At 67.6% G+C, this 17,961-nt stretch carries 15 protein-coding genes; 6 read left to right on the top strand and 9 right to left on the bottom strand.

What is annotated here, in order from left to right; all coding sequences use genetic code 11:
* Both QZ755_RS00665 and QZ755_RS00660 read right to left on the bottom strand, forming a co-directional pair.
* The coding region (locus QZ755_RS00665; RefSeq protein WP_294318454.1) for an AAA family ATPase at positions 1 to 496 on the bottom strand (496 nt) is incomplete at its 3' end.
* Between the two features lie 264 nt (positions 497 to 760).
* Positions 761 to 1,726, bottom strand: coding sequence for an outer membrane protein assembly factor BamD (locus QZ755_RS00660; protein WP_294318452.1), 966 nt, complete (start codon positions 1,724 to 1,726; stop codon positions 761 to 763).
* A 95-nt stretch (positions 1,727 to 1,821) separates the two neighbouring features.
* Between QZ755_RS00660 and QZ755_RS00655 the strand changes: the two genes are divergently transcribed.
* Together QZ755_RS00655 and QZ755_RS00650 are read left to right on the top strand one after the other, a co-directional pair.
* The gene (locus tag QZ755_RS00655; protein ID WP_294318448.1) at positions 1,822 to 2,646 is read left to right on the top strand and encodes a class I mannose-6-phosphate isomerase; all 825 of its coding nucleotides are present in this window, start codon (positions 1,822 to 1,824) and stop codon (positions 2,644 to 2,646) included.
* Positions 2,647 to 2,738: 92 nt separating this feature from the next.
* Entirely contained in the window at positions 2,739 to 3,302 is a 564-nt protein-coding gene (locus QZ755_RS00650; protein ID WP_294318445.1) for a glycine zipper 2TM domain-containing protein, read from the top strand.
* 4 nt (positions 3,303 to 3,306) lie between these two features.
* Here QZ755_RS00650 and rarD read toward each other — a convergent pair whose 3' ends face one another.
* Together rarD and QZ755_RS00640 are read right to left on the bottom strand one after the other, a co-directional pair.
* Positions 3,307 to 4,209: an EamA family transporter RarD gene (gene rarD, locus QZ755_RS00645; RefSeq protein ID WP_294318442.1), complete on the bottom strand. Its 903-nt coding sequence runs from the start codon at positions 4,207 to 4,209 to the stop codon at positions 3,307 to 3,309.
* 4 nt (positions 4,210 to 4,213) lie between these two features.
* Positions 4,214 to 4,435 carry a hypothetical protein gene (locus QZ755_RS00640; RefSeq protein ID WP_294318440.1) on the bottom strand — a complete coding sequence of 74 codons (222 nt, stop codon included), beginning with the start codon at positions 4,433 to 4,435 and terminating at the stop codon, positions 4,214 to 4,216.
* Positions 4,436 to 4,559: 124 nt separating this feature from the next.
* Between QZ755_RS00640 and QZ755_RS00635 the strand changes: the two genes are divergently transcribed.
* Together QZ755_RS00635 and QZ755_RS00630 are read left to right on the top strand one after the other, a co-directional pair.
* On the top strand, positions 4,560 to 5,273 hold the full coding sequence (locus QZ755_RS00635; RefSeq protein ID WP_294318437.1) for a hypothetical protein: 714 nt from the start codon (positions 4,560 to 4,562) through the stop codon (positions 5,271 to 5,273).
* Positions 5,274 to 5,322: 49 nt separating this feature from the next.
* Positions 5,323 to 5,766, top strand: a complete 444-nt coding sequence (locus tag QZ755_RS00630) for a hypothetical protein (protein ID WP_294318436.1) — start codon at positions 5,323 to 5,325, stop codon at positions 5,764 to 5,766.
* 57 nt (positions 5,767 to 5,823) lie between these two features.
* Here QZ755_RS00630 and QZ755_RS00625 read toward each other — a convergent pair whose 3' ends face one another.
* The 5 genes from QZ755_RS00625 to QZ755_RS00605 all read right to left on the bottom strand — a co-directional run bounded on the left by QZ755_RS00625 (position 5,824) and on the right by QZ755_RS00605 (position 14,412).
* Positions 5,824 to 7,395: an efflux transporter outer membrane subunit gene (locus QZ755_RS00625; RefSeq protein WP_294318433.1), complete on the bottom strand. Its 1,572-nt coding sequence runs from the start codon at positions 7,393 to 7,395 to the stop codon at positions 5,824 to 5,826.
* The gene (locus tag QZ755_RS00620) at positions 7,392 to 10,583 is read right to left on the bottom strand and encodes an efflux RND transporter permease subunit (RefSeq protein WP_294318430.1); all 3,192 of its coding nucleotides are present in this window, start codon (positions 10,581 to 10,583) and stop codon (positions 7,392 to 7,394) included. The genes QZ755_RS00625 and QZ755_RS00620 overlap by 4 nt, the downstream gene beginning before the upstream one ends.
* Positions 10,584 to 10,628: 45 nt before the next feature.
* Positions 10,629 to 11,783, bottom strand: coding sequence for an efflux RND transporter periplasmic adaptor subunit (locus QZ755_RS00615; protein WP_294318457.1), 1,155 nt, complete (start codon positions 11,781 to 11,783; stop codon positions 10,629 to 10,631).
* 316 nt (positions 11,784 to 12,099) lie between these two features.
* Positions 12,100 to 13,389, bottom strand: a complete 1,290-nt coding sequence (locus QZ755_RS00610) for an L-fuconate dehydratase (protein ID WP_294318428.1) — start codon at positions 13,387 to 13,389, stop codon at positions 12,100 to 12,102.
* Between the two features lie 204 nt (positions 13,390 to 13,593).
* The gene (locus QZ755_RS00605; protein WP_294318425.1) at positions 13,594 to 14,412 is read right to left on the bottom strand and encodes a helix-turn-helix domain-containing protein; all 819 of its coding nucleotides are present in this window, start codon (positions 14,410 to 14,412) and stop codon (positions 13,594 to 13,596) included.
* 149 nt (positions 14,413 to 14,561) lie between these two features.
* Between QZ755_RS00605 and QZ755_RS00600 the strand changes: the two genes are divergently transcribed.
* Both QZ755_RS00600 and QZ755_RS00595 read left to right on the top strand, forming a co-directional pair.
* A complete protein-coding gene (locus tag QZ755_RS00600) occupies positions 14,562 to 16,634 on the top strand; it encodes a TonB-dependent receptor (RefSeq protein WP_294318422.1) in 2,073 nt (690 codons plus the stop codon).
* A 164-nt stretch (positions 16,635 to 16,798) separates the two neighbouring features.
* On the top strand, positions 16,799 to 17,961 hold a 1,163-nt coding region (locus QZ755_RS00595; RefSeq protein ID WP_294318420.1), incomplete at its 3' end, for a DEAD/DEAH box helicase.

The following is a 17,961-nucleotide window of genomic DNA, read 5'->3' as shown; positions in this document are numbered from 1 at the left end:
CGCGATAGGCGCGCGACAGCGGGGCGGTGTCGACCCGACCGAATCCGTCGAGCAGCGCGCGGTGGCCGCGCGGGTTGAGCAGACCGCGATCGTCATGCTGGCCGTGGATTTCGACCAGATGCGGGGCAAGGTCGCGCAGCAGGCCGGCGGAGGCCGGCTGATCGTTTACGAAGCCGCGGCTGCCACCATCGGCCTTCACGATGCGGCGGATGATGAGCGGTTCGCCGGGTTCGAGGTCGAGGCCGTTATCGTCGAACAGCCGGGCGACCGGGCCATCTGGCACGGGTGCTGCGAAGATCGCGGTGACGGCGGCCTGTTTCGCGCCGTGGCGAACCAGCGCGGTATCGCCGCGTGCGCCGAGCGCGAGGCCCAGCGCATCGAGCAAGATCGATTTCCCCGCGCCGGTTTCCCCGGTCAATACGCCCAGGCCAGCGGCGAAATCGAGGTCGAGCGCCTCGATCAGCACCACGTCACGGATGGAAAGCGCCGTCAGCATCGCGCCCTCCATAGCCGCGGAACGAGGCAAGAACAAATGGCTTCGTGCGGCATGGGGTGCGAACGGATGGCGCGGGGGTTCGATCCGTTGGAGCCGCCCTGTTCCGTTTAACAGGAACCGTCACCCCAGCGAAGGCTGGGGTCTTTGTCGGCTCCTGTCCCGTGCTGTCAGCGGGAGATCCCAGCCTTCGCGGGGATGACGAATGTGTCAACGAAGTGCAGCGGCCACGTTTATGGCCCCCGCCTTCGCGAGAATGACGGAAGGTCAGTTCCCCGACGGGCCGGCCGCACCGGTGGTCGTGCCACCGGTCGTCGGGCCGGTCGGCGACGGGGTTACGGCCGGCGGGGTCTTGGGCGCAGGCACGGGGTCGTCGCCCGGCTCGACCGTCACCGTGCCGGTGGGCGGCGGCGCGGGCGGGGCGTACTTCACCGGGATGGGCTTGGGCGGCGGGGGCGACTTGTCCTGGATCAGGTCATAGGCGCGCTTGTACCAATCGGTGCCGGGATAGTTGGCGCCCAGCACCGCCGCCGACTTCTTCGCCTCGTTCGGTACGCCCAGCGCGAGATAGGTTTCGGTCAGGCGCATCAGCGCCTCAGGCGCGTGGGTCGTCGTCTGGTACTGATCGATCACCGAGCGGAAGCGCATCGATGCCGCCAGCCACTGTCCGCGCTGCTGATAGAAGCGGCCGATCTCCATTTCCTTGCCCGCGAGGTGATCGCGCACCAGGTCGAGCTTCAACCGGGCGTCGGCGGCGTACGGCGTGTTGGGATAGCGGCGCGAGAGTTCGCCCAGCGCATCCATCGCCTGCATCGTGATCTTCTGGTCGCGGGTCACGTCGCTGATCTGTTCGTAATAGCTCAGCGCGATCAGGTAATAGGCATAGGGCGCATCGCGGTTGCCGGGATGGACCGACAGGAAACGCTGCGCGCCGGCAATCGCCTTGGTATAGTCCGCGTCGAGATAATAGCTGAACGCGCCCATCAGCTGCGCGCGACGTGCCCAGACCGAATAGGGGTGCTGGCGCTCCACTTCGTCGAACAGCGCGGCGGCCACCTTGTACTGGTGGCGGTCGAGCCGGTCCTTTGCAGCGGTGTACAGCGTGCCCACGTCGCGCGCGACATAGGGCAGGTCGCGGCCGGCACCGGCGCCGCCACGGGCACAGCCGGAAAGGCCGAGACCGGCGATGGCGACGAGGATGAGCGCAGACGCGCGGGTCGATACGGTACGCATATGGGCGACGCTTCTACTGCCACAGGGGTAGCGCGAACAGTCCCTTTCGCGCATGAGCCATCCAACCCGTTCAACGCCGTTCAGGAGCGCGTACAGTGCCGGTCACCAAGCTCGAAATGCACCGTGTCGAAAAGCCATGGGGTCGCCACACCCTGGGCTTCGGTTTTGCCGACCAGCCCGCCGATCAGGACCCGGTCGGCGAAATCTGGTACAAGACGCCGGGCGACGACACGCCCGACCTGCTGGTCAAATATCTGTTCACGTCGGAAAAACTGTCGGTGCAGGTCCATCCTGACGACGCGCAGGCACAGGCCCGCGGCCTGCCGCGCGGCAAGGACGAATGCTGGACGCTGCTGGCGGCCGAGGCCGATTCGACCATCGCGCTCGGCACCCTCGAACCGATGACCGCCGAACAGCTGCGCGATGCGGCGCTCGACGGGTCGATCGAACAGAAGCTGGACTGGAAGCCGGTGAAGGCCGGCGATTTCTTTTATGCGAAGTCGGGCACGGTCCATGCGATCGGCGCCGGGATCACGCTGATCGAGATCCAGCAGAATTCGGAAACGACGTACCGGCTGTACGATTATGGCCGTCCGCGCGAGCTGCACCTCGACGATGGCGTCGCGGTGTCGGACGCGCGGCCGTTCGTGGCACCGCCGGCGCCGGGCAGGATCGCCGACGATCGGTCGATCTTGGTCGACGGGCCGAAATTCGTGCTGGAACGCTGGACCGGCGGCGCGCGCACCGTAACCGTGCCGGCCGGCGTCAAGGGCTGGTTCGTGCCGGTCACCGGCAGCGGGACGGCGGATGGCACGGCATGGGCCGCCGGCGACTGCCTGACCTTCGAAGGCGAAGTGCAGCTGCAGTCGAGCGGCGATGCCGACCTGTTGTTCGCCTATCCCGGCGAACAATATGCATGACGTGAAAATGAACGGGAAGTAGTTTTCCGTTCACGCAACTTCGCGCGGGACCGCATCGTTCTACTGCCCATCCTCTGAACAGGAGTAGAGCGATGCGTACCCCGATCCTAGCCGCAATGGTTGCGGCCGTGACCCTGCCGACGATTGCCGCCGCCCCGGCGATGGCACAGACCCCGCGCCAGGAATATCGCGATGAAATCCGCGACGCGCGCCGCGACTATCGCCGCGACCTGCGCAATGCCGACAGCCCCCGCGACGTGCGCCGCGCGGACCGCGAATATCGCCGCGATGTCAACGACGCCCGCCGCGACCTGCGCCGGGACCAGCGCGACTGGCGCGGCTATCGCAACTATAACTACAACCGGTTCGAACCGGGGCAGAACCGCTATTATGCCGACCGCTATTATCGCGACGGCCGCTATTACCAGTCGCGCGCGCTGACGCGGAACGACCGCATCTATCGCGGGCAGGACAACCGCTATTACTGCCGCCGCAGCGACGGCACCACCGGCCTGATCATCGGCGGGATCGGTGGCGGCGTGCTGGGCAACGTTCTGGCGGGTGGCAATTCGGGCCTGCTGGGCACGCTGATCGGTGGCGGCGCGGGTGCGCTGCTCGGTCGTTCGGTCGATCGCGGTCAGGTGGTCTGCCGCTAAATCCCTAGGCTCTGGTCGGGGCGGCTTCGCGCCGCCCCGGCTTGCGCCCGCCCAAGATATAGACGGCGAGGCCCGCCCAGATCAGGGCGAAACACCCCATCCGGACCGGCGTCAACGTTTCGCCGAATATGGCGATCGCCAGCACGAACTGGAGCGAGGGCGCAAGGAACTGCAGCATTCCCATCGTCGCCAGCCGCAACCGACGCGCGGCGGCCGAGAAGAGCAGCAGCGGCGCCGTGGTGACCGCCCCGGCCAGCACCAGCAGCCCGGCCATGCCCGCCCCCTGATCGAACGCCAGCGGCTGTTTCGTCGACAGGAACAGCAGGTAACCGAGCGCCACGGGGGCGAGCAGCGTGGTTTCGACCATCAACCCCTCCAGCGCGCCGACCGACACCGTCTTGCGGATCAGGCCATAGAGCGCGAAGCTGATCGCGAGGCTGAGGCTGATGCCGAGCGCGATCCACGACGACCCGAACGCGAACAGCGCCACCCCCGCCCCGGCCAGCGCGACCGCCGCGCCCTGCGTCCGGTTCATCCGTTCGCCGAGCAGGACGACGCCCAGCAGGACGTTGAGCAACGGATTGAGGAAATAGGCGAGGCTGGCGGCCAGCACTTCGCCATGCAGCACCGCCCAGACATAGACAAGCCAGTTGATCGCGATGCACGCGGCGCTGGCGATCAGGTTGGCGAGCGCGCGGCGGTTGGCGAACGCCGCCCGCAACTGGCTCCCACGCCGGGCGGCGACGACGATGGCCGCGACCAGCAACGCCGACCACAGCACGCGCTGCGCGACGATCTCCCCCGCGTCGATCGGCCCCAGCAGCCGGAAATACAGGGGCAGCAGGCCCCACAGCGCATAGGCGCCGACGCCGAACGCCAGCCCCTGCCGGTCCGCCCCCTCGTTCATTCGATCAGATCAGGCCGCCGGTCAGGAACAGGCGGAGACCCGCGATGATCAGGATCACGAGGTTCAGGTTGCGGCCGGTATTCTTCGACGACAGCAGCCCGACGACGAACCCGACCAGCGCGATCGGGAAGGCGATCCAGTTCATCAGCGAGACGACGGGAATGAGCGCGGGGATGGCGATCACCAGCGCGACGAGGCCGATCAGGATCGAAACGATGTTCAACATGGGACAGGACATGGCCCCGCCGGCCGTTCGGGGCAATGGCGCCGGTGCATTTTTCCGATACGGTGGAATCTTAACCGCGCGGGCGTAGCGTCCGGCGGTCCTGACCCCGCGGAGTGCGTCGACGATGATTCGTGCCGTTTCGATCCTGTTGCCGCTGGCGCTGCTGACCGCCTGTAACCAGGGCACGCCGCCCGCGAACGATACCGACGCGCTGGACGCCGAACTGTTGCGCGGCAATGCCGGCGATCCGGCGGTGACGGCGGCGTTGCAGGACCAGATCATGGTCGATCCCAGCCTGACCGGCCAATCGGGCAACGGCGCGGTCAAGCCCGCCGACAAGCCGTACAGTGCTGCAGCACCCGCCGCCAATGTCGCATCGGGCAGCGGGGCCAATGCCGAATCGCTCGAATCGGCGCCGAAGCCCGGTGCGTGCCCGTCGTGCAAGGGCGGGCGCGAGGCGCTGACGCTGGGTGAGCTGGCGTCGGTGCAGAAGGCTGGCAACCGGCAGTGCGCGGCGAAGGTCGCGTACAGCGCGGCATGGGCCAACCGCCTGCCCGCCGCGTTCGCGCTGCACCCCGATGCGCGCCTGTCGGAAGCGGCCGGCACCGATGCCGATGGTTGCCGGATGCGGGTGGTCAGCTTCACCATCGCCCAGCCGGTCGATCGCATGGTCGACTGGTATTACACCCGCGCGAAGAAGGGCGGCTATTCGGCGGAGCATCAGGCCGAGGGTGACCAGCATGTGCTGGGCGGCACGCGTGGCAATGCCGCCTATGCCGTGTTCCTGTCGCCGGAGGGGCGGGGCACGTCGGTCGACCTGATCGTCGACGGAGGCTGATCTTTACGCGGCGGCGCCGACGCCCCATGTCGTTGCGGAGGAGAACCCTATGCTGATCGTCGCTGCCTTCTTCGTTGGCTGTATCGTCGTCCTGCGGCTGTGGCCGGAGGTGCCGGTGGCGCGGGTGCTGGCCGGGTTGCTGGTCGTGCCGGTGGCGCGGCGGTTCGCCGCGCTGACGCCGGGGCATTGGGCGCTGTTCGCGATCCTGTCGGCGGCGGCGGGCGCCGTGGTCTGGATGGGCGGCGACATGATTATCGTATCGGCGATGGGGTCGCCCGAACTGGCCGGCGTGCTGATGGCGGTCGATGTCGCCGCCTATCTCGACGCGATGCTCGCCGCGCTGGCAGTGGCGGGCGCGGTGCGGGGCACGTCGCTGAAGCTGTGGGTGGCGCGGGTGTTACCGCGCTCGCGCGGGCGGCGGACGCGGGCGGCACGGGTGGCGCGCAAGGCGGCGAATGATGACGACCCGGCGGGGTGGCTCGCGGTGGCTTGAACCCGTGCCGTCACCCCAGCGAAGGCTGGGGTCTCGCGCGGCGAGGCGCGCGCTTCCTTACCGAGAGATCCCAGCCTTCGCTGGGATGACGTTTGTGGTTCCTACGCCTGCCCCCGGCGTCACCGGCACCGGGCCGTTGGGCCCGGCCTCCAGCAGCGAATCGCCACCCAAGGACCGGTACAACGTCACACGGTTGGTCGCGGCCACCAGTTGCGTCGCGACCAGTCGGCGCTGTGCGCTGTAATAGCTACGCTGCGCATCGAGGCTGGTGAGGAAGGTGTCGATCCCGCCCCGGTATCGCGCCTCCGTCAGGCGGAACGTGTCCTGCGCCGCGACCAGATTGGCCTGTTCGGCGCGGGTCTGTTCGGCGATCGTGCCCTGTCGTGCGAGCGCGTCGGATACGTCGCGGAACGCCTCCTGGATGGTACGTTCATAGGTGGCGAGCAGGGCGTCGCGCTGTGCCTTGCTGAACTCGACGCCCGCCCTCCCCGCGCCGGCGCGGAAGATGGGGTAGCTGAGCGAGGGCGCGACCGAATAGCTGAACGCGCCGCCGGTGAAGAGCGTGCGTAGCGCGTCGCTGGCGAAGCCGACCAGCCCGGTCAGCGACAGGCGCGGGAACAAGGCTGCGCGCGCCGCGCCGATATCGGCATTGGCGGCGAGCAGTGCATATTCGGCCTGCACCACGTCGGGACGACGCAGCAGGATCGAGGAGTCGATGCCCGCCGGCAGGTTGGCGATCGTCGGCAGCGCGACATCGATCGACGTCGGCAGCAATGCGGGGTCGATGGGCGCGCCGACCAGCAGTTGCAGCGCGTTGATGTCCTGCGCCAATTGCGTGCGTTGTTCGGCAAGGTCGCTTTCGGCGGTCGCCAGGATCTGTTCGGCCTGGCGCAGGTCGGTGCGCGGCGCGATGCCGCCCTGCAGCCGGGCGCGGGTGAGCGTGACGCTGCGCCGGGCGCTCGCCGCCGTCGCCTCCGCCACGGTCATCAGGCTGCGGTCGGCGCCATAGCTGGCCCATGCTTCCGCAATGTCGCCGACCAGCGTCAGGCGGGTCGCGCGGGCGCCGGCTTCGGTCGCGAAATAGCGATTCTGTTCGGCCTCGGTCAGCGAGCGGACGCGACCGAACAGGTCGAGTTCGAACGCGGTCGCGCCGAGATCGACCGAAAAGCTGCTGGGCGAACGGCTGCTGGTGACGACCGTGCCTGTGCCGGTGCCGCCATTGCCGGTGCCGGTGCCGCCATTGCCAGTGCCGGTGCCGCCGCCCGTGGTCGGGATCGTCGTCGTGCCGTTGCTGCCGGTCCCGCGATAGCTGTAGCGGGCGGAGGCATCGACCTGCGGCAACAAATCGGCGCGCTGGATGCGATATTGCGCGCGGGCGGCGCGGATATTGGCGGCGGCGACCGCCAAGTCGCGGTTGTTGACCAGCGCCTGTCCGACCAGCGTGCGCAGGCCGGGCGCGGTGAACACCTGTTCGAAGGTCAGCGCGGGCAGGCTCGCCTCGCTTTGCCGCAGATAGGCGTCGCCGACCGGCCATGACGGCGGCACGACCGCGGTCGGGCGTTCATAGGCCGGGGTCATCGAGCAGCCCGCCAGCAGCGCGGCGATAAGCGGGATCGTCAGCCGCTTCATGCGTCGGCCTCCTTGGGCGGATGGTGGCGCAGCTTGGCGAGACCGTCGCGGACCCCGCGCCGGACCAGCACGAAGAAGAGCGGGATGTAGAAGATCGCCAGCACGGTCGCGGTGAACATGCCGCCGATCACCGCCGTGCCGATCGCGATACGGCTGTTGGCGCCGGCGCCGGTCGAGATGGCGAGCGGCAGCACGCCGAAGATGAAAGCGAGGCTGGTCATCAGGATCGGGCGGAGACGGATACGTGCCGCCTCCAGCGCGGCATCGATGACGCGCGCACCCTTCTTTTCCGCCTGTTCGGCGAATTCGATCATCAGGATCGCGTTTTTGGCGGCGAGGCCCATCGTGGTGAGCAGCCCGATCTGCAGATAGACGTCGTTTTCGAGGCCACGCAGCGTCACGAAGGCGATCGCGCCGATCAGGCCCAGCGGGATGACCAGCAGTACCGCGATCGGGATCGACCAGCTTTCATAGAGAGCGGCGAGGCACAGGAACACGACGAGGATCGACAGGCCGTAGAGCAAAGGCGCCTGCCCCGACGACAGCCGTTCCTGGAACGACAGCCCCGCCCAGGCGACGCTGGTCCCCGGAATCTGTCCGGCGAGTTCGGCGATGCGGTCCATCGCCTCGCCCGAGCTGACGCCGGGTGCCGCCTGCCCCTGAAACTCGAACGACGGCAGGCCCTGAAAGCGCGAGAGGGTGGTCGGCGCGACGGTCCAGCCGGTGCGGGCGAACGAGGAGAAGGGCACCATCTGCCCGTTCGACCCGCGCACGAACCATTGCGACAGGTTGGCGGGTTCGCTGCGATAGGGCGCGTCGCCCTGCACGAACACGCGCTTCACCCGGCCACGATCGATGAAGTCGTTGACGTAGCGGCCACCCCAGGCGGTCGACAGCGTGTTGTTCACGTCGTTCTGCGCCAGCCCCAGCGTCGACAGCCGCTGCTGGTCGATGTCGACGTTCAGCGTGGCGATGTCGGGCAGTTCGGACAGGCGCACGCCGGTCAGCATCGGATCGGCATTGGCGGCGGCGAGCAGCTTGTCGCGCGCCTCGGCAAATTCCGCAGCACTCATCCCGCTGGCGTTCTGCAGCTCCATGGTGAAGCCGTTCGCCTGTCCCAGCCCGCGCACGGCAGGCGGCAGCAGCGCAAAGACCTGCGCATCGCGGAACCCCCGGAAGGCGGCGGACGCGCGCGCGACGATGGCATCGGCGCCGTTTTCCTTGCCCGGACGTTCGGCCCAGTCGGTGAAGTTGATGAACCCCTGCCCCGTATTCTGGCCCGACGCACCGCCGCCGCCACCGGCGACGGCCAGCAGGGTGCGGACATTGTCCTTTTCATAGGTCAGGAAATATTTCTCGACCTCACGCTGGACCGCTTCGGTGCGGCCACGGGTCGCGCCGGCGGGCAGCTGGAACCGGATCGAGGCCGCGCCCTGATCCTCGGTCGGCAGGAAGCTGGTCGGCAGGCGGAAGAACAGCAGCGCGAGGATCGCCAGCACCGCCGCATAAAGCAGCAGGTACAGCCATTTGCGGTCGATGACGTGGATGACGCCGCGTTCGTATTTCTCGACGCCCTTGTCGAACCGGGTGTTGAAGCCGTTCCGCAGCCGTTCGCCGATATGGGCGACGCGCGGGAATTTGCGCTCCAGCCAACCGCCTTCGAGACTGCCGTCGTCGCCCCGCTTCTTCTGCTTCAGCAGCGTCGCGGTGAGGGCCGGCGACAGGATCAGCGCGACCAGCACCGACAGGATCATGGCGGCAACGATCGTTACCGAGAACTGGCGATAGATCACGCCGGTCGATCCGCCGAAGAACGCCATCGGCAGGAACACCGCCGACAGCACGATCCCGATCGCGACCAGCGCGACCTGGATTTCCTTCATCGATTCGATCGTCGCCTCGCGCGGCGACATGTCGGGATTTTCGTCGAGCAGGCGCTCGACATTCTCCACGACCACGATCGCGTCGTCGACCAGCAGGCCGATGGCGAGGACCAGCCCGAACAGCGTCAGCGTGTTGATCGAAAAGCCGAAGAGATAGAAGATGCCGAAGGTGCCGAGTAGCACGACCGGGACCGCGATCGTCGGGATCAGCGTCGCGCGCCAGCTTTGCAGGAACACGAACATGACGATGACGACGAGGATCACCGCCTCGACCAGCGTCTTGACCACTTCCTCGATCGACAGCTTGATGAAGGCGGTAGTGTCGTTGGCATAGGCGAAGGTCAGCCCGGCGGGGAACTTGGCCGACTGGCGCTCCACCTCCGCCTTCACCAGTTCCGCGGTTTCCAGCGCATCCGCGCCGGGCGCCAGGCTGATGGCGAGGCCGGCACCGGGATGGGCGTTGACCCGGCTCAAAGCGCTGTAGTTTTCCTGCCCCAGTTCGATCCGCGCCACGTCGGACAGGCGGACGGTCGATCCGTCGGGCAGCGTTTTTAGGATGATCGCGCGGAACTGCGCCGGGGTCTGCAGCCGCGACTGCGCGGTGACGGTGGCGTTCAGCTGCTGTTCGGGGCCGGTCGGCTGGCCGCCCAGTTCGCCTGCCGCGACTTCGGTATTCTGTGCCTGGATCGCGGTGACGACATCGCCCGGCATCAGCGAGAAGGACGCGAGCTTGGCCGGGTCGAGCCAGATGCGCATCGCATATTGCGACCCGAAGACGTTGGTTTCACCGACGCCGTTGATCCGCGCCAGCGGCTCGACGAGGTTCGCCTCCATATAGTCCGACACGTCGCCATTGGTGCGCTGGTCGGTTTCGTCGAAGATGCCGACGATCATCAGGAAGTCGGGGTTCGACTTCGTGACACGGATGCCTTGTTGCTGCACCTGTTGCGGCAGGCGACTGAGCGCCTGCTGCACCTGGTTCTGGACCTGCACCTGCGCGATGTCGGGATCGACGCCCTTGTCGAAGGTCGCGCTGATCGTCACCTGCCCGCGCGAACTGCTCTGCGAGCTGAAATAGAGCAGGCCGTCGATGCCGGTCAGCTGCTGTTCGATGATCTGGGTGACGGAGTTCTGGATCGTTTCCGCATTCGCACCCGGATAGGTCGCGCGGATATTGACCTGCGGCGGGGCCACGTCGGGATATTGCGCGATCGGCAGCGACAGGATCGCACCGAGACCACCCAGCATCACGATGATCGCGATCACCCAGGCAAAGATCGGGCGGTCTATGAAAATACGTGACATATGTCAGGCGATCCGGGCCAGGGCGATAAAGATACGCGACATCGCTTATCCCGCCTTTGCGGGCGCGGAGGGCTGTTCACCGGCGGGCCTGGCCTGGATCCGTTGCGGCGTATTGGCCGGCACCGGCTTGATCTTCGCATTGGGCCGCAGGTTCGCGGTCCCCTGCGTAATCACCTTGTCGCCGGGGTTCAGGCCGCCGGTCACGACCCAGAATTCGCCCTGGGCACGGTCGGCCTGCACGACCTTCTGCACGGCGGTATCGTTCGGCCCGACGATGAACACGGTCGCCTGCCCCTTGGGATCGCGCTTCACCGCCTGTTGCGGGACGAGGATCGCCTGCCGGTCGATCGCCTGCGCGAACTGCGCACGGACGAACATGCCGGGCAGCAACATGCCCTGCGGATTGGGGAAGCGGGCGCGGAGCGTAACGGTGCCGGTCTGGGCATTGACCATCACCTCCGCAAATTCGACCCGGCCGGTCTGGCCATAGTCGCTGCCATCTTCCAGCTTCAGCCGGACACTGGCGGATGCCGGGACCACCCCGCCGCTGGCCAGTTCGCGGCGCAGCGCGAGCAGGTCGGCGGCGGATTGCTGGATATCGACGAAGATCGGTTCGAGTCGCTGGATCACCGCCAGCGGATCGGTCTGATTGGTCGTGACCAGTGCGCCTTCGGTGAAATAGCTGCGCCCGATGCGGCCGGTGATCGGCGCGGGGACGTTGGTGAAGGACAGGTTCACGCGGGCGGTTTCGAGCTGCGCGCGGCTCTGTTCTACGGCGGCGGCGGCCTGGCGCGCCTGGGCGGCGGCGTCGGTATAGTCCTGGCGGCTGACCGCCTCGATCTCCGCCAGCGGGCGATAGCGGTCGGCGCGGACGCGGGTCGCCTCCGCATTGGCGCGGGCACTGTTCAGGTTTGCGGTCGCTTCGTTCGCCTGCGCGCGATAGAGGCGCGGGTCGATCTGGTAGAGCGTCTGTCCGGCACGGACCAGCGTGCCTTCGGTGAAATAGCGCTTACGGATGATGCCGGCGACCTGCGGGCGGACCTCCGACTGCTGGAACGCGACGACGCGCGCGGCGAGGTCGGCGGTCTGGGCGACGCTGGTGGGTTGCACCACGACGAAGCCGACCTGTGCCGGCCCCTGATTGCCGCGCCCGTTCTTCGTCGCCTTCTCACCGCCGCCGCCACAGGCGGACAGCGCGATCAGGGCGGGCAGGATCAACAGCGGGCGGACGCGCGGCGACGCGGATCGAATCAAGAGCGGCAACCTTTGTGACAGGAAAGCGGCGCGAATGCGCCGACGCATAACCGCCGCCACATCCGAAAGTTTCATTGCCGATTTCATACGCACCACATCGAATGGCGCAATGCGAAGGTTGTCGCAATTTGTCGCGGGGGGTGGTTTAGCCGGATAATCCCGGCTCGACCGTCATCCCAGCGAAGGCTGGGATCTCCCGGTGACCAGGCGGGACAGGAACCGCTTGAGACCCCAGCCTTCGCTGGAGTGACGTTCTACCCGCTCAAGCCCTTGCGCCGCCCGTCCAGCGATGTGCCTCCATCGACTCCCGCTTCATCTCGATCGAATAACCGGGCCGCGAGGGCGCGCGATAGGCGCCGTTTTCGACCACGCACGGGTCGAGGAAATGTTCGTGCAGATGGTCGACGAACTCGGCCGCGCGCTCGTGCTTCACGCCCGAAAAGCACAGATAGTCGATCATCGACAGGTGCTGGACATATTCGCACAGGCCGACGCCACCGGCATGCGGCCAGACGGCGAGGTTGAACTTGGCCGCCATCAGCAGCACCGCCAGCACCTCGTTCACCCCGCCCAGGCGGCAGGCGTCGATCTGCACGACGTCCAGCGCGTGGCGCATGATGAACTGTTTGAAGACGATGCGGTTCTGGCACATCTCGCCGGTCGCGACCTGGACCGGCTTCACCCCTTCGCGGATCGCGCGGTGTCCCTCCACATCATCAGGCGAGGTCGGCTCCTCGATGAAACGCGGCCTGGCGAAGGCGAGTTCGTTGACCCGCGCGATCGCCTGATCGACCTCCCACACCTGGTTCGCGTCGATCATCAGGTCGATGTCCGGCCCGACCGTCTCGCGCGCCAGCGCGACGCGGCGGCGGTCGTTTTCGGGATCGCCGCCGACCTTCAGCTTGATATGGGTGAAACCATCGGCCACCGCCTCGCGGCACAGGCGCACCAGCTTTTCGTCCGAATAGCCGAGCCAGCCGGGCGAGGTCGTATAGGCGGGATAGCCCTCCGCCAGCAGCGTGGTGCGCCGTTCGTCCTTGCCGATCGCCCGTTCCTCCAGGAGCGCGAGCGCTTCGTCGGGGGTGATGCAGTCGGTCATGTAGCGGAAGTCGATCAGCCGCACGATCTCGGCCGGAGTCATCGATCCGATATAGTCCCACAGCGGCAGGCCCGCCGCCTTGGCCAACAGGTCCCACACCGCATTGACGACCGCACCGGTCGCGAGGTGGATGATCCCCTTTTCCGGGCCGACCCAGCGCAACTGGCTGTCGCCGGTGATCCGCCGCCAGAACCCTGCCCCGTCGCGACGGATATCGTCGAGCGCCAGCCCTTCGATCAGCGGTGCCAGCGTGGCGATCGCCGCGCAACACAGGTCGTTGCCGCGCCCGATGGTGAAGGTGAGGCCGTGCCCTTCCAGCCCCGGCGTATCGGTTTCTAGGATGCAATAGGCCGCCGAATAATCCGGTTCCGGATTCATGGCGTCCGATCCGTCGAGAAAGGCGGAGGTCGGAAACCGGATGTCGTGGACCGATAGCCGGGTGATGATCGTCATGCGCAGCCCCCATGGAGCGACGCCCGTGAATGTTCGATCCGCCCCGTTCCGGTCGTCAACCCCGACGCCGAAGCGTTTTCATATTTGAACAGGCTTTTCCTTGCAACCGGAAAGCGTCGCAGGGTTATGCCGTCATGCCTGATCCGTCCCCGACCGTACCCCCGTCCGCGCGAAGGTATCGAAAGGATCGACCGTCGTGCCTGTTCACGGATGATGGTCGTCGTCGACCAGCTGTGCCGAAATGCGCTCCGCCGCCGCCTGTACCGCCGCCGCCGCCGCGTCGATCGCGTCGTCCTCCCCCAGCTTCGACAGATACGGCATGGTCAGCGCCGCCGCCGCGCCACGCCCACGCAGGATCGGTGCCGACAGGTCGGTGACTCCGCCGACGAAGCGGCTGGGCGTGCGTTCGATCCCCGATGCGCGCACTTCCTCGGCATGGGCGCGGAACGAGGCCAGCGCCTCCGGCGTCGGCACCGGGTCGAGCAGCGCTTCCCAGCGCGCGCGCACGTCGTCGGGCTGAAAGGCGTAGAGGACGACGCCCGATGCCGCCTGCAGCAGCGGTCGGCGATAGCCGACGCGGACCGAGAAGCCGAGCTGATCGGCCGATTCCATCCGCGCGATCACCGCCATGTCGCCCATGGTGTGGACCGCGACATGGCACGACTGGCCGGTTTCCTGCGCCAGTTGTCGCATTTCGGGCAACGCCACCTCGATCAGGTAGCGGGTGCGCGGCTGGTTCATGCCGAGCGAGAACAGCCGGTCGCTGAGCGTATAGCCGTCGCCCCCCGCCTCGGTCGACAGATAGCCGCGATATTCCAGCACCTGCACCATGCGGAACAGCTCGCCATGCGACCGGCCCAGCCGCTGCACGATCTGGGTCAGCGTCAGCGGCGTCGTCACCCCGGCCAGCAGTTCGAGGATGTCCAGCCCCTTTTCCAGCGCGGGCGCGCGGTAGCGGCGGTCGTCGGCGGCTTCGGCATCTGCAACGGGTTCGGCGGGCGATGCGGGGGTCTGGCTCGTCATGGACGCGACCTTCGCCGGAAACGCCAAGGCGTGCAACCCGATGGAAGGAAGCGGCAATTCGACCCACCGCTGCGACGCACAAAGATGGTGGTATGTTGTATCATATTGCGCTACCGGATCGAGTCGTCGTAAACTGGAGTGCAACCGCAATGTTCCGTCCCGCCCTGTGGCTGTCGACCACCGCCCTGGTCCTGCCCGCCGCCGCCTTTGCCCAGAGCAACACGCCGGCCTCCGACGGCTATCATAGCGATGCCCCGCCCGAGATCATCGTCACCGCCCCGTACCAGCGCAACCAGGCCGACATCCTGTCGGGCACCAGCGTGCTGAGCGGCGAGGCGCTGACCCGTGAGCTGCGCCCGACCATCGGTGAGACGCTGGCCCGCCAGCCCGGCGTGTCGGCCACCAGCTTCGGCCCCAACGCGTCGCGCCCGGTGCTGCGCGGGCTTCAGGGGGAACGCGTGCGCGTGCTGACCGACGGGATCGGCAGCTTCGACGTGTCCAACACCTCGGTCGACCATGCCGTCGCGATCAACCCGCTGACCGCCGACCGCATCGAAGTGCTGCGTGGTCCCTCCGCGCTGCTGTTCGGGTCGTCGGCGATCGGCGGCGTGGTCAACGTGATCGACAGCCGCATTCCGCGCCGCGTGCCCGACGAGCCGATCCATGTCGATGCACTGGCATCCTACGGCTCCGCCGCGAACGAGCGTAGCGGGTCGGCGGCGGTCGATGTGCCGGTGACCGACAAGGTCGTGTTCCACCTCGACGGCACCTATGGCAAGACCGACGATCTCGACACCGGCGGCTATATCCTGTCGCGCCCCTTGCGGCGTCAGGCGGCGGCGAGCGCCGATCCCGACGTGCGCGACCTGGCCGACCTGCGCGGCAAGCTGCCCAATTCGCAGTCGGAAATGTGGGAAGTGGCCGGCGGTGCGGCGGTCGTGACCGACACCGGCAATCTGGGCTTCTCGGTCAGCCATCTCGACAATCGTTATGGCGTGCCGATCCGCTACTCGCTGGACGGCGGCGAGGCGGAGGAGGTGACGCTCCACGTCCAGCAGACCCGCGCCGACATGCGCGCCGAGGTGGAGACGGGCGGCAACGTCCTCGAAAAGATCCGCCTGCGCGCCGGCTTCGCCGATTACCGCCATGACGAGATCGAGGATACCGGCGCGATCGGCACCAGCTTCTTCAATCGCGGGCTGGAGGCTCGGCTGGAACTGGTCCAGGCGGCCCGCGGCGGCTGGCGCGGCGCGGTCGGCGGACAGATGTTCATCCGCGACCTGAACATCGTCGGCGACGAGAAATTCCTGCCCAAGAGCGAGACGCAGCAGTTCGGCCTGTTCACGCTCCAGTCGTTCGACATGGGCGCATTCCGGGCGGAAGCCGGCGGGCGATACGAATATACCGTCGCGCGCGCCGCCGCCGACGACCTGCTGGGCAACGACAATATCCGCCGCAGCTTCAACAGCTTCTCCGGGTCGCTGGGCGGCAGTGTCGGGCTGGCCGAAAATATCCGCTTCGGCATCAACGGCAGCCACACCGAACGCGCGCCATCGGCCGAGGAGCTGTTCGCCAATGGCCCGCACGCCGGCACCCAGGCGTTCGAGGTCGGCAATCCGGCCTTTGCCAAGGAAATCAGCGACGGCATCGAAGCGACGCTGAAGGGGTCGGGCGACGGCTACAGCTTCGGCCTTTCGGCCTATCACAACTGGTTCCGCAACTTCATCTACGAGAACCCGACCGGCGCGGTCGAAGACGACCTGCCCGTGTTCCAGTACAGCCAGGCCGATGCCCGGCTGTGGGGGTTCGAGGCCGAAGCGTCGGCGCGCCTTGCCAGGTTCGGCGAGACGGCGATCAATATCGACGGCGTGGCCGATTATACCCGCGCGACGATCGTCGATCGCGGCCCCGCCCCGCGCATCCCGCCGCTGCGCGTGCTGGGCGGCATCGAGGCACAGGGCCGGATGGTCCAGGTGCGCGGCGAGGTCGAGCATGTGACGCGGCAGGACCGTGTGGCCGATCTGGAGACGACGACGCCGGCCTATACGATGGTCAACGCGTCGGTGTCGCTGCGGCCGTTCGGACGGGACAGCAAGACCACGCTGCTGCTGTCGGCGAACAACATCTTCGATGTCGAGGCACGCCGTCATGCCAGCTTCCTGAAAGACTACGCCCCGCTTGCCGGGCGCGACATCCGGGCGACGGTGCGGCTGGCGCTGTAGCGGCCCGCGAGAATGATCCGTCCCCCGCGCAGGCGGGGGGCCAGGGTTTCAGCCACGACGCTGCGATTCTGCTGGACCCTGGGCCCCCGCCTGCGCGGGGGCACGTTCTTCTCAAGGAGCGGTAGCGGTTTCCCATTCACCGTGTCCTCCCTATCTACGCGTCCATGTCCCGCGCCCGCGTCCTTCTGCTCAACGCCGCACTCGGGCCGCTCGACTACCGTGTGCCGCATGGCATGAGCGTCGAGCCGGGTTCGATCGTCACCGCTCCGCTTGGGCCGCGCCAGTTGCTGGGCGTGGTGTGGGATGCCGAGCGGCTGGCGGCGGAGGAGGTCGGCGACAACCGGCTGCGCCCGCTGCTGGACGTCGCCGATGTGCCGCCGATCGCCGCCCCCTTGCGCCGGCTGGTCGAATGGACGGCGGGCTATTATCTCGCCGCCCCCGCCTCCGTGCTGCGCATGTGCCTTGCCTCCAATTCGGCGCTGGAGGGAGCGAAGCTCGCCATCGAATACCGCGCGACGGGGGTGGTGCCCGACCGGATGACGCCGCAGCGTGAACAGGCGCTGGAGCGGATCGGCGAGCGGCGCGGACTGGTGCGCGAGCTGGCGGGCATTGCCGACGTGTCCGATGCGGTGATCCGCGGGCTGGTGAAGCTCGGCGCGATCGAGGCGGTGTCGGTCGATATCGACCAGCCCTATGCCACGCCCGACCCCGACCATCACCAGCCGGCGCTGTCCGACGAACAGCAGGCGGCGGCCAATACGCTGACCGGGGCGGTCGACGCGCACAGCTTCCACCCCTTCCTGCTCGACGGCGTGACCGGATCGGGCAAGACCGAGGTGTATTTCGAAGCGGTGGCGGCGGCGATCCGGCAGGACCGGCAGGTGCTGGTGCTGCTGCCCGAAATCGCGCTGACCGAACCGTTCCTGAAGCGCTTCACCGCGCGGTTCGGCTGCGAACCGGTGCCGTGGCACAGCGACCTGCGCTCCACCCAGCGCCGCCGCGCGTGGCGGGCGATCGCCAGCGGCCAGGCAAAGGTCGTGGTCGGCGCACGGTCGGCGTTGTTCCTGCCCTATGCCGATCTGGGACTGATCGTCGTCGACGAGGCGCACGAAACCAGCTTCAAGCAGGAAGAGGGCGTGCATTACCACGCGCGCGACGTGGCGGTGATGCGCGGGCTGTTCGAAAAATGCCCGGTGATCCTCGCCAGCGCGACGCCTGCGATCGAAACCCGGCAACAGGTCGCGCAGGGCCGCTATACCGAGGTCAAGCTGCCCGGCCGCTATGGCAAGGCGCAGCTGCCGAGCATCGAGGCGATCGACCTGATCGA

The organism is uncultured Sphingomonas sp. (assembly GCF_913776855.1).
Lineage (GTDB): Bacteria > Pseudomonadota > Alphaproteobacteria > Sphingomonadales > Sphingomonadaceae > Sphingomonas.
Note: the sequence above shows the minus strand (reverse complement) of the source record. Positions and strands in the feature narration are given on the sequence as shown.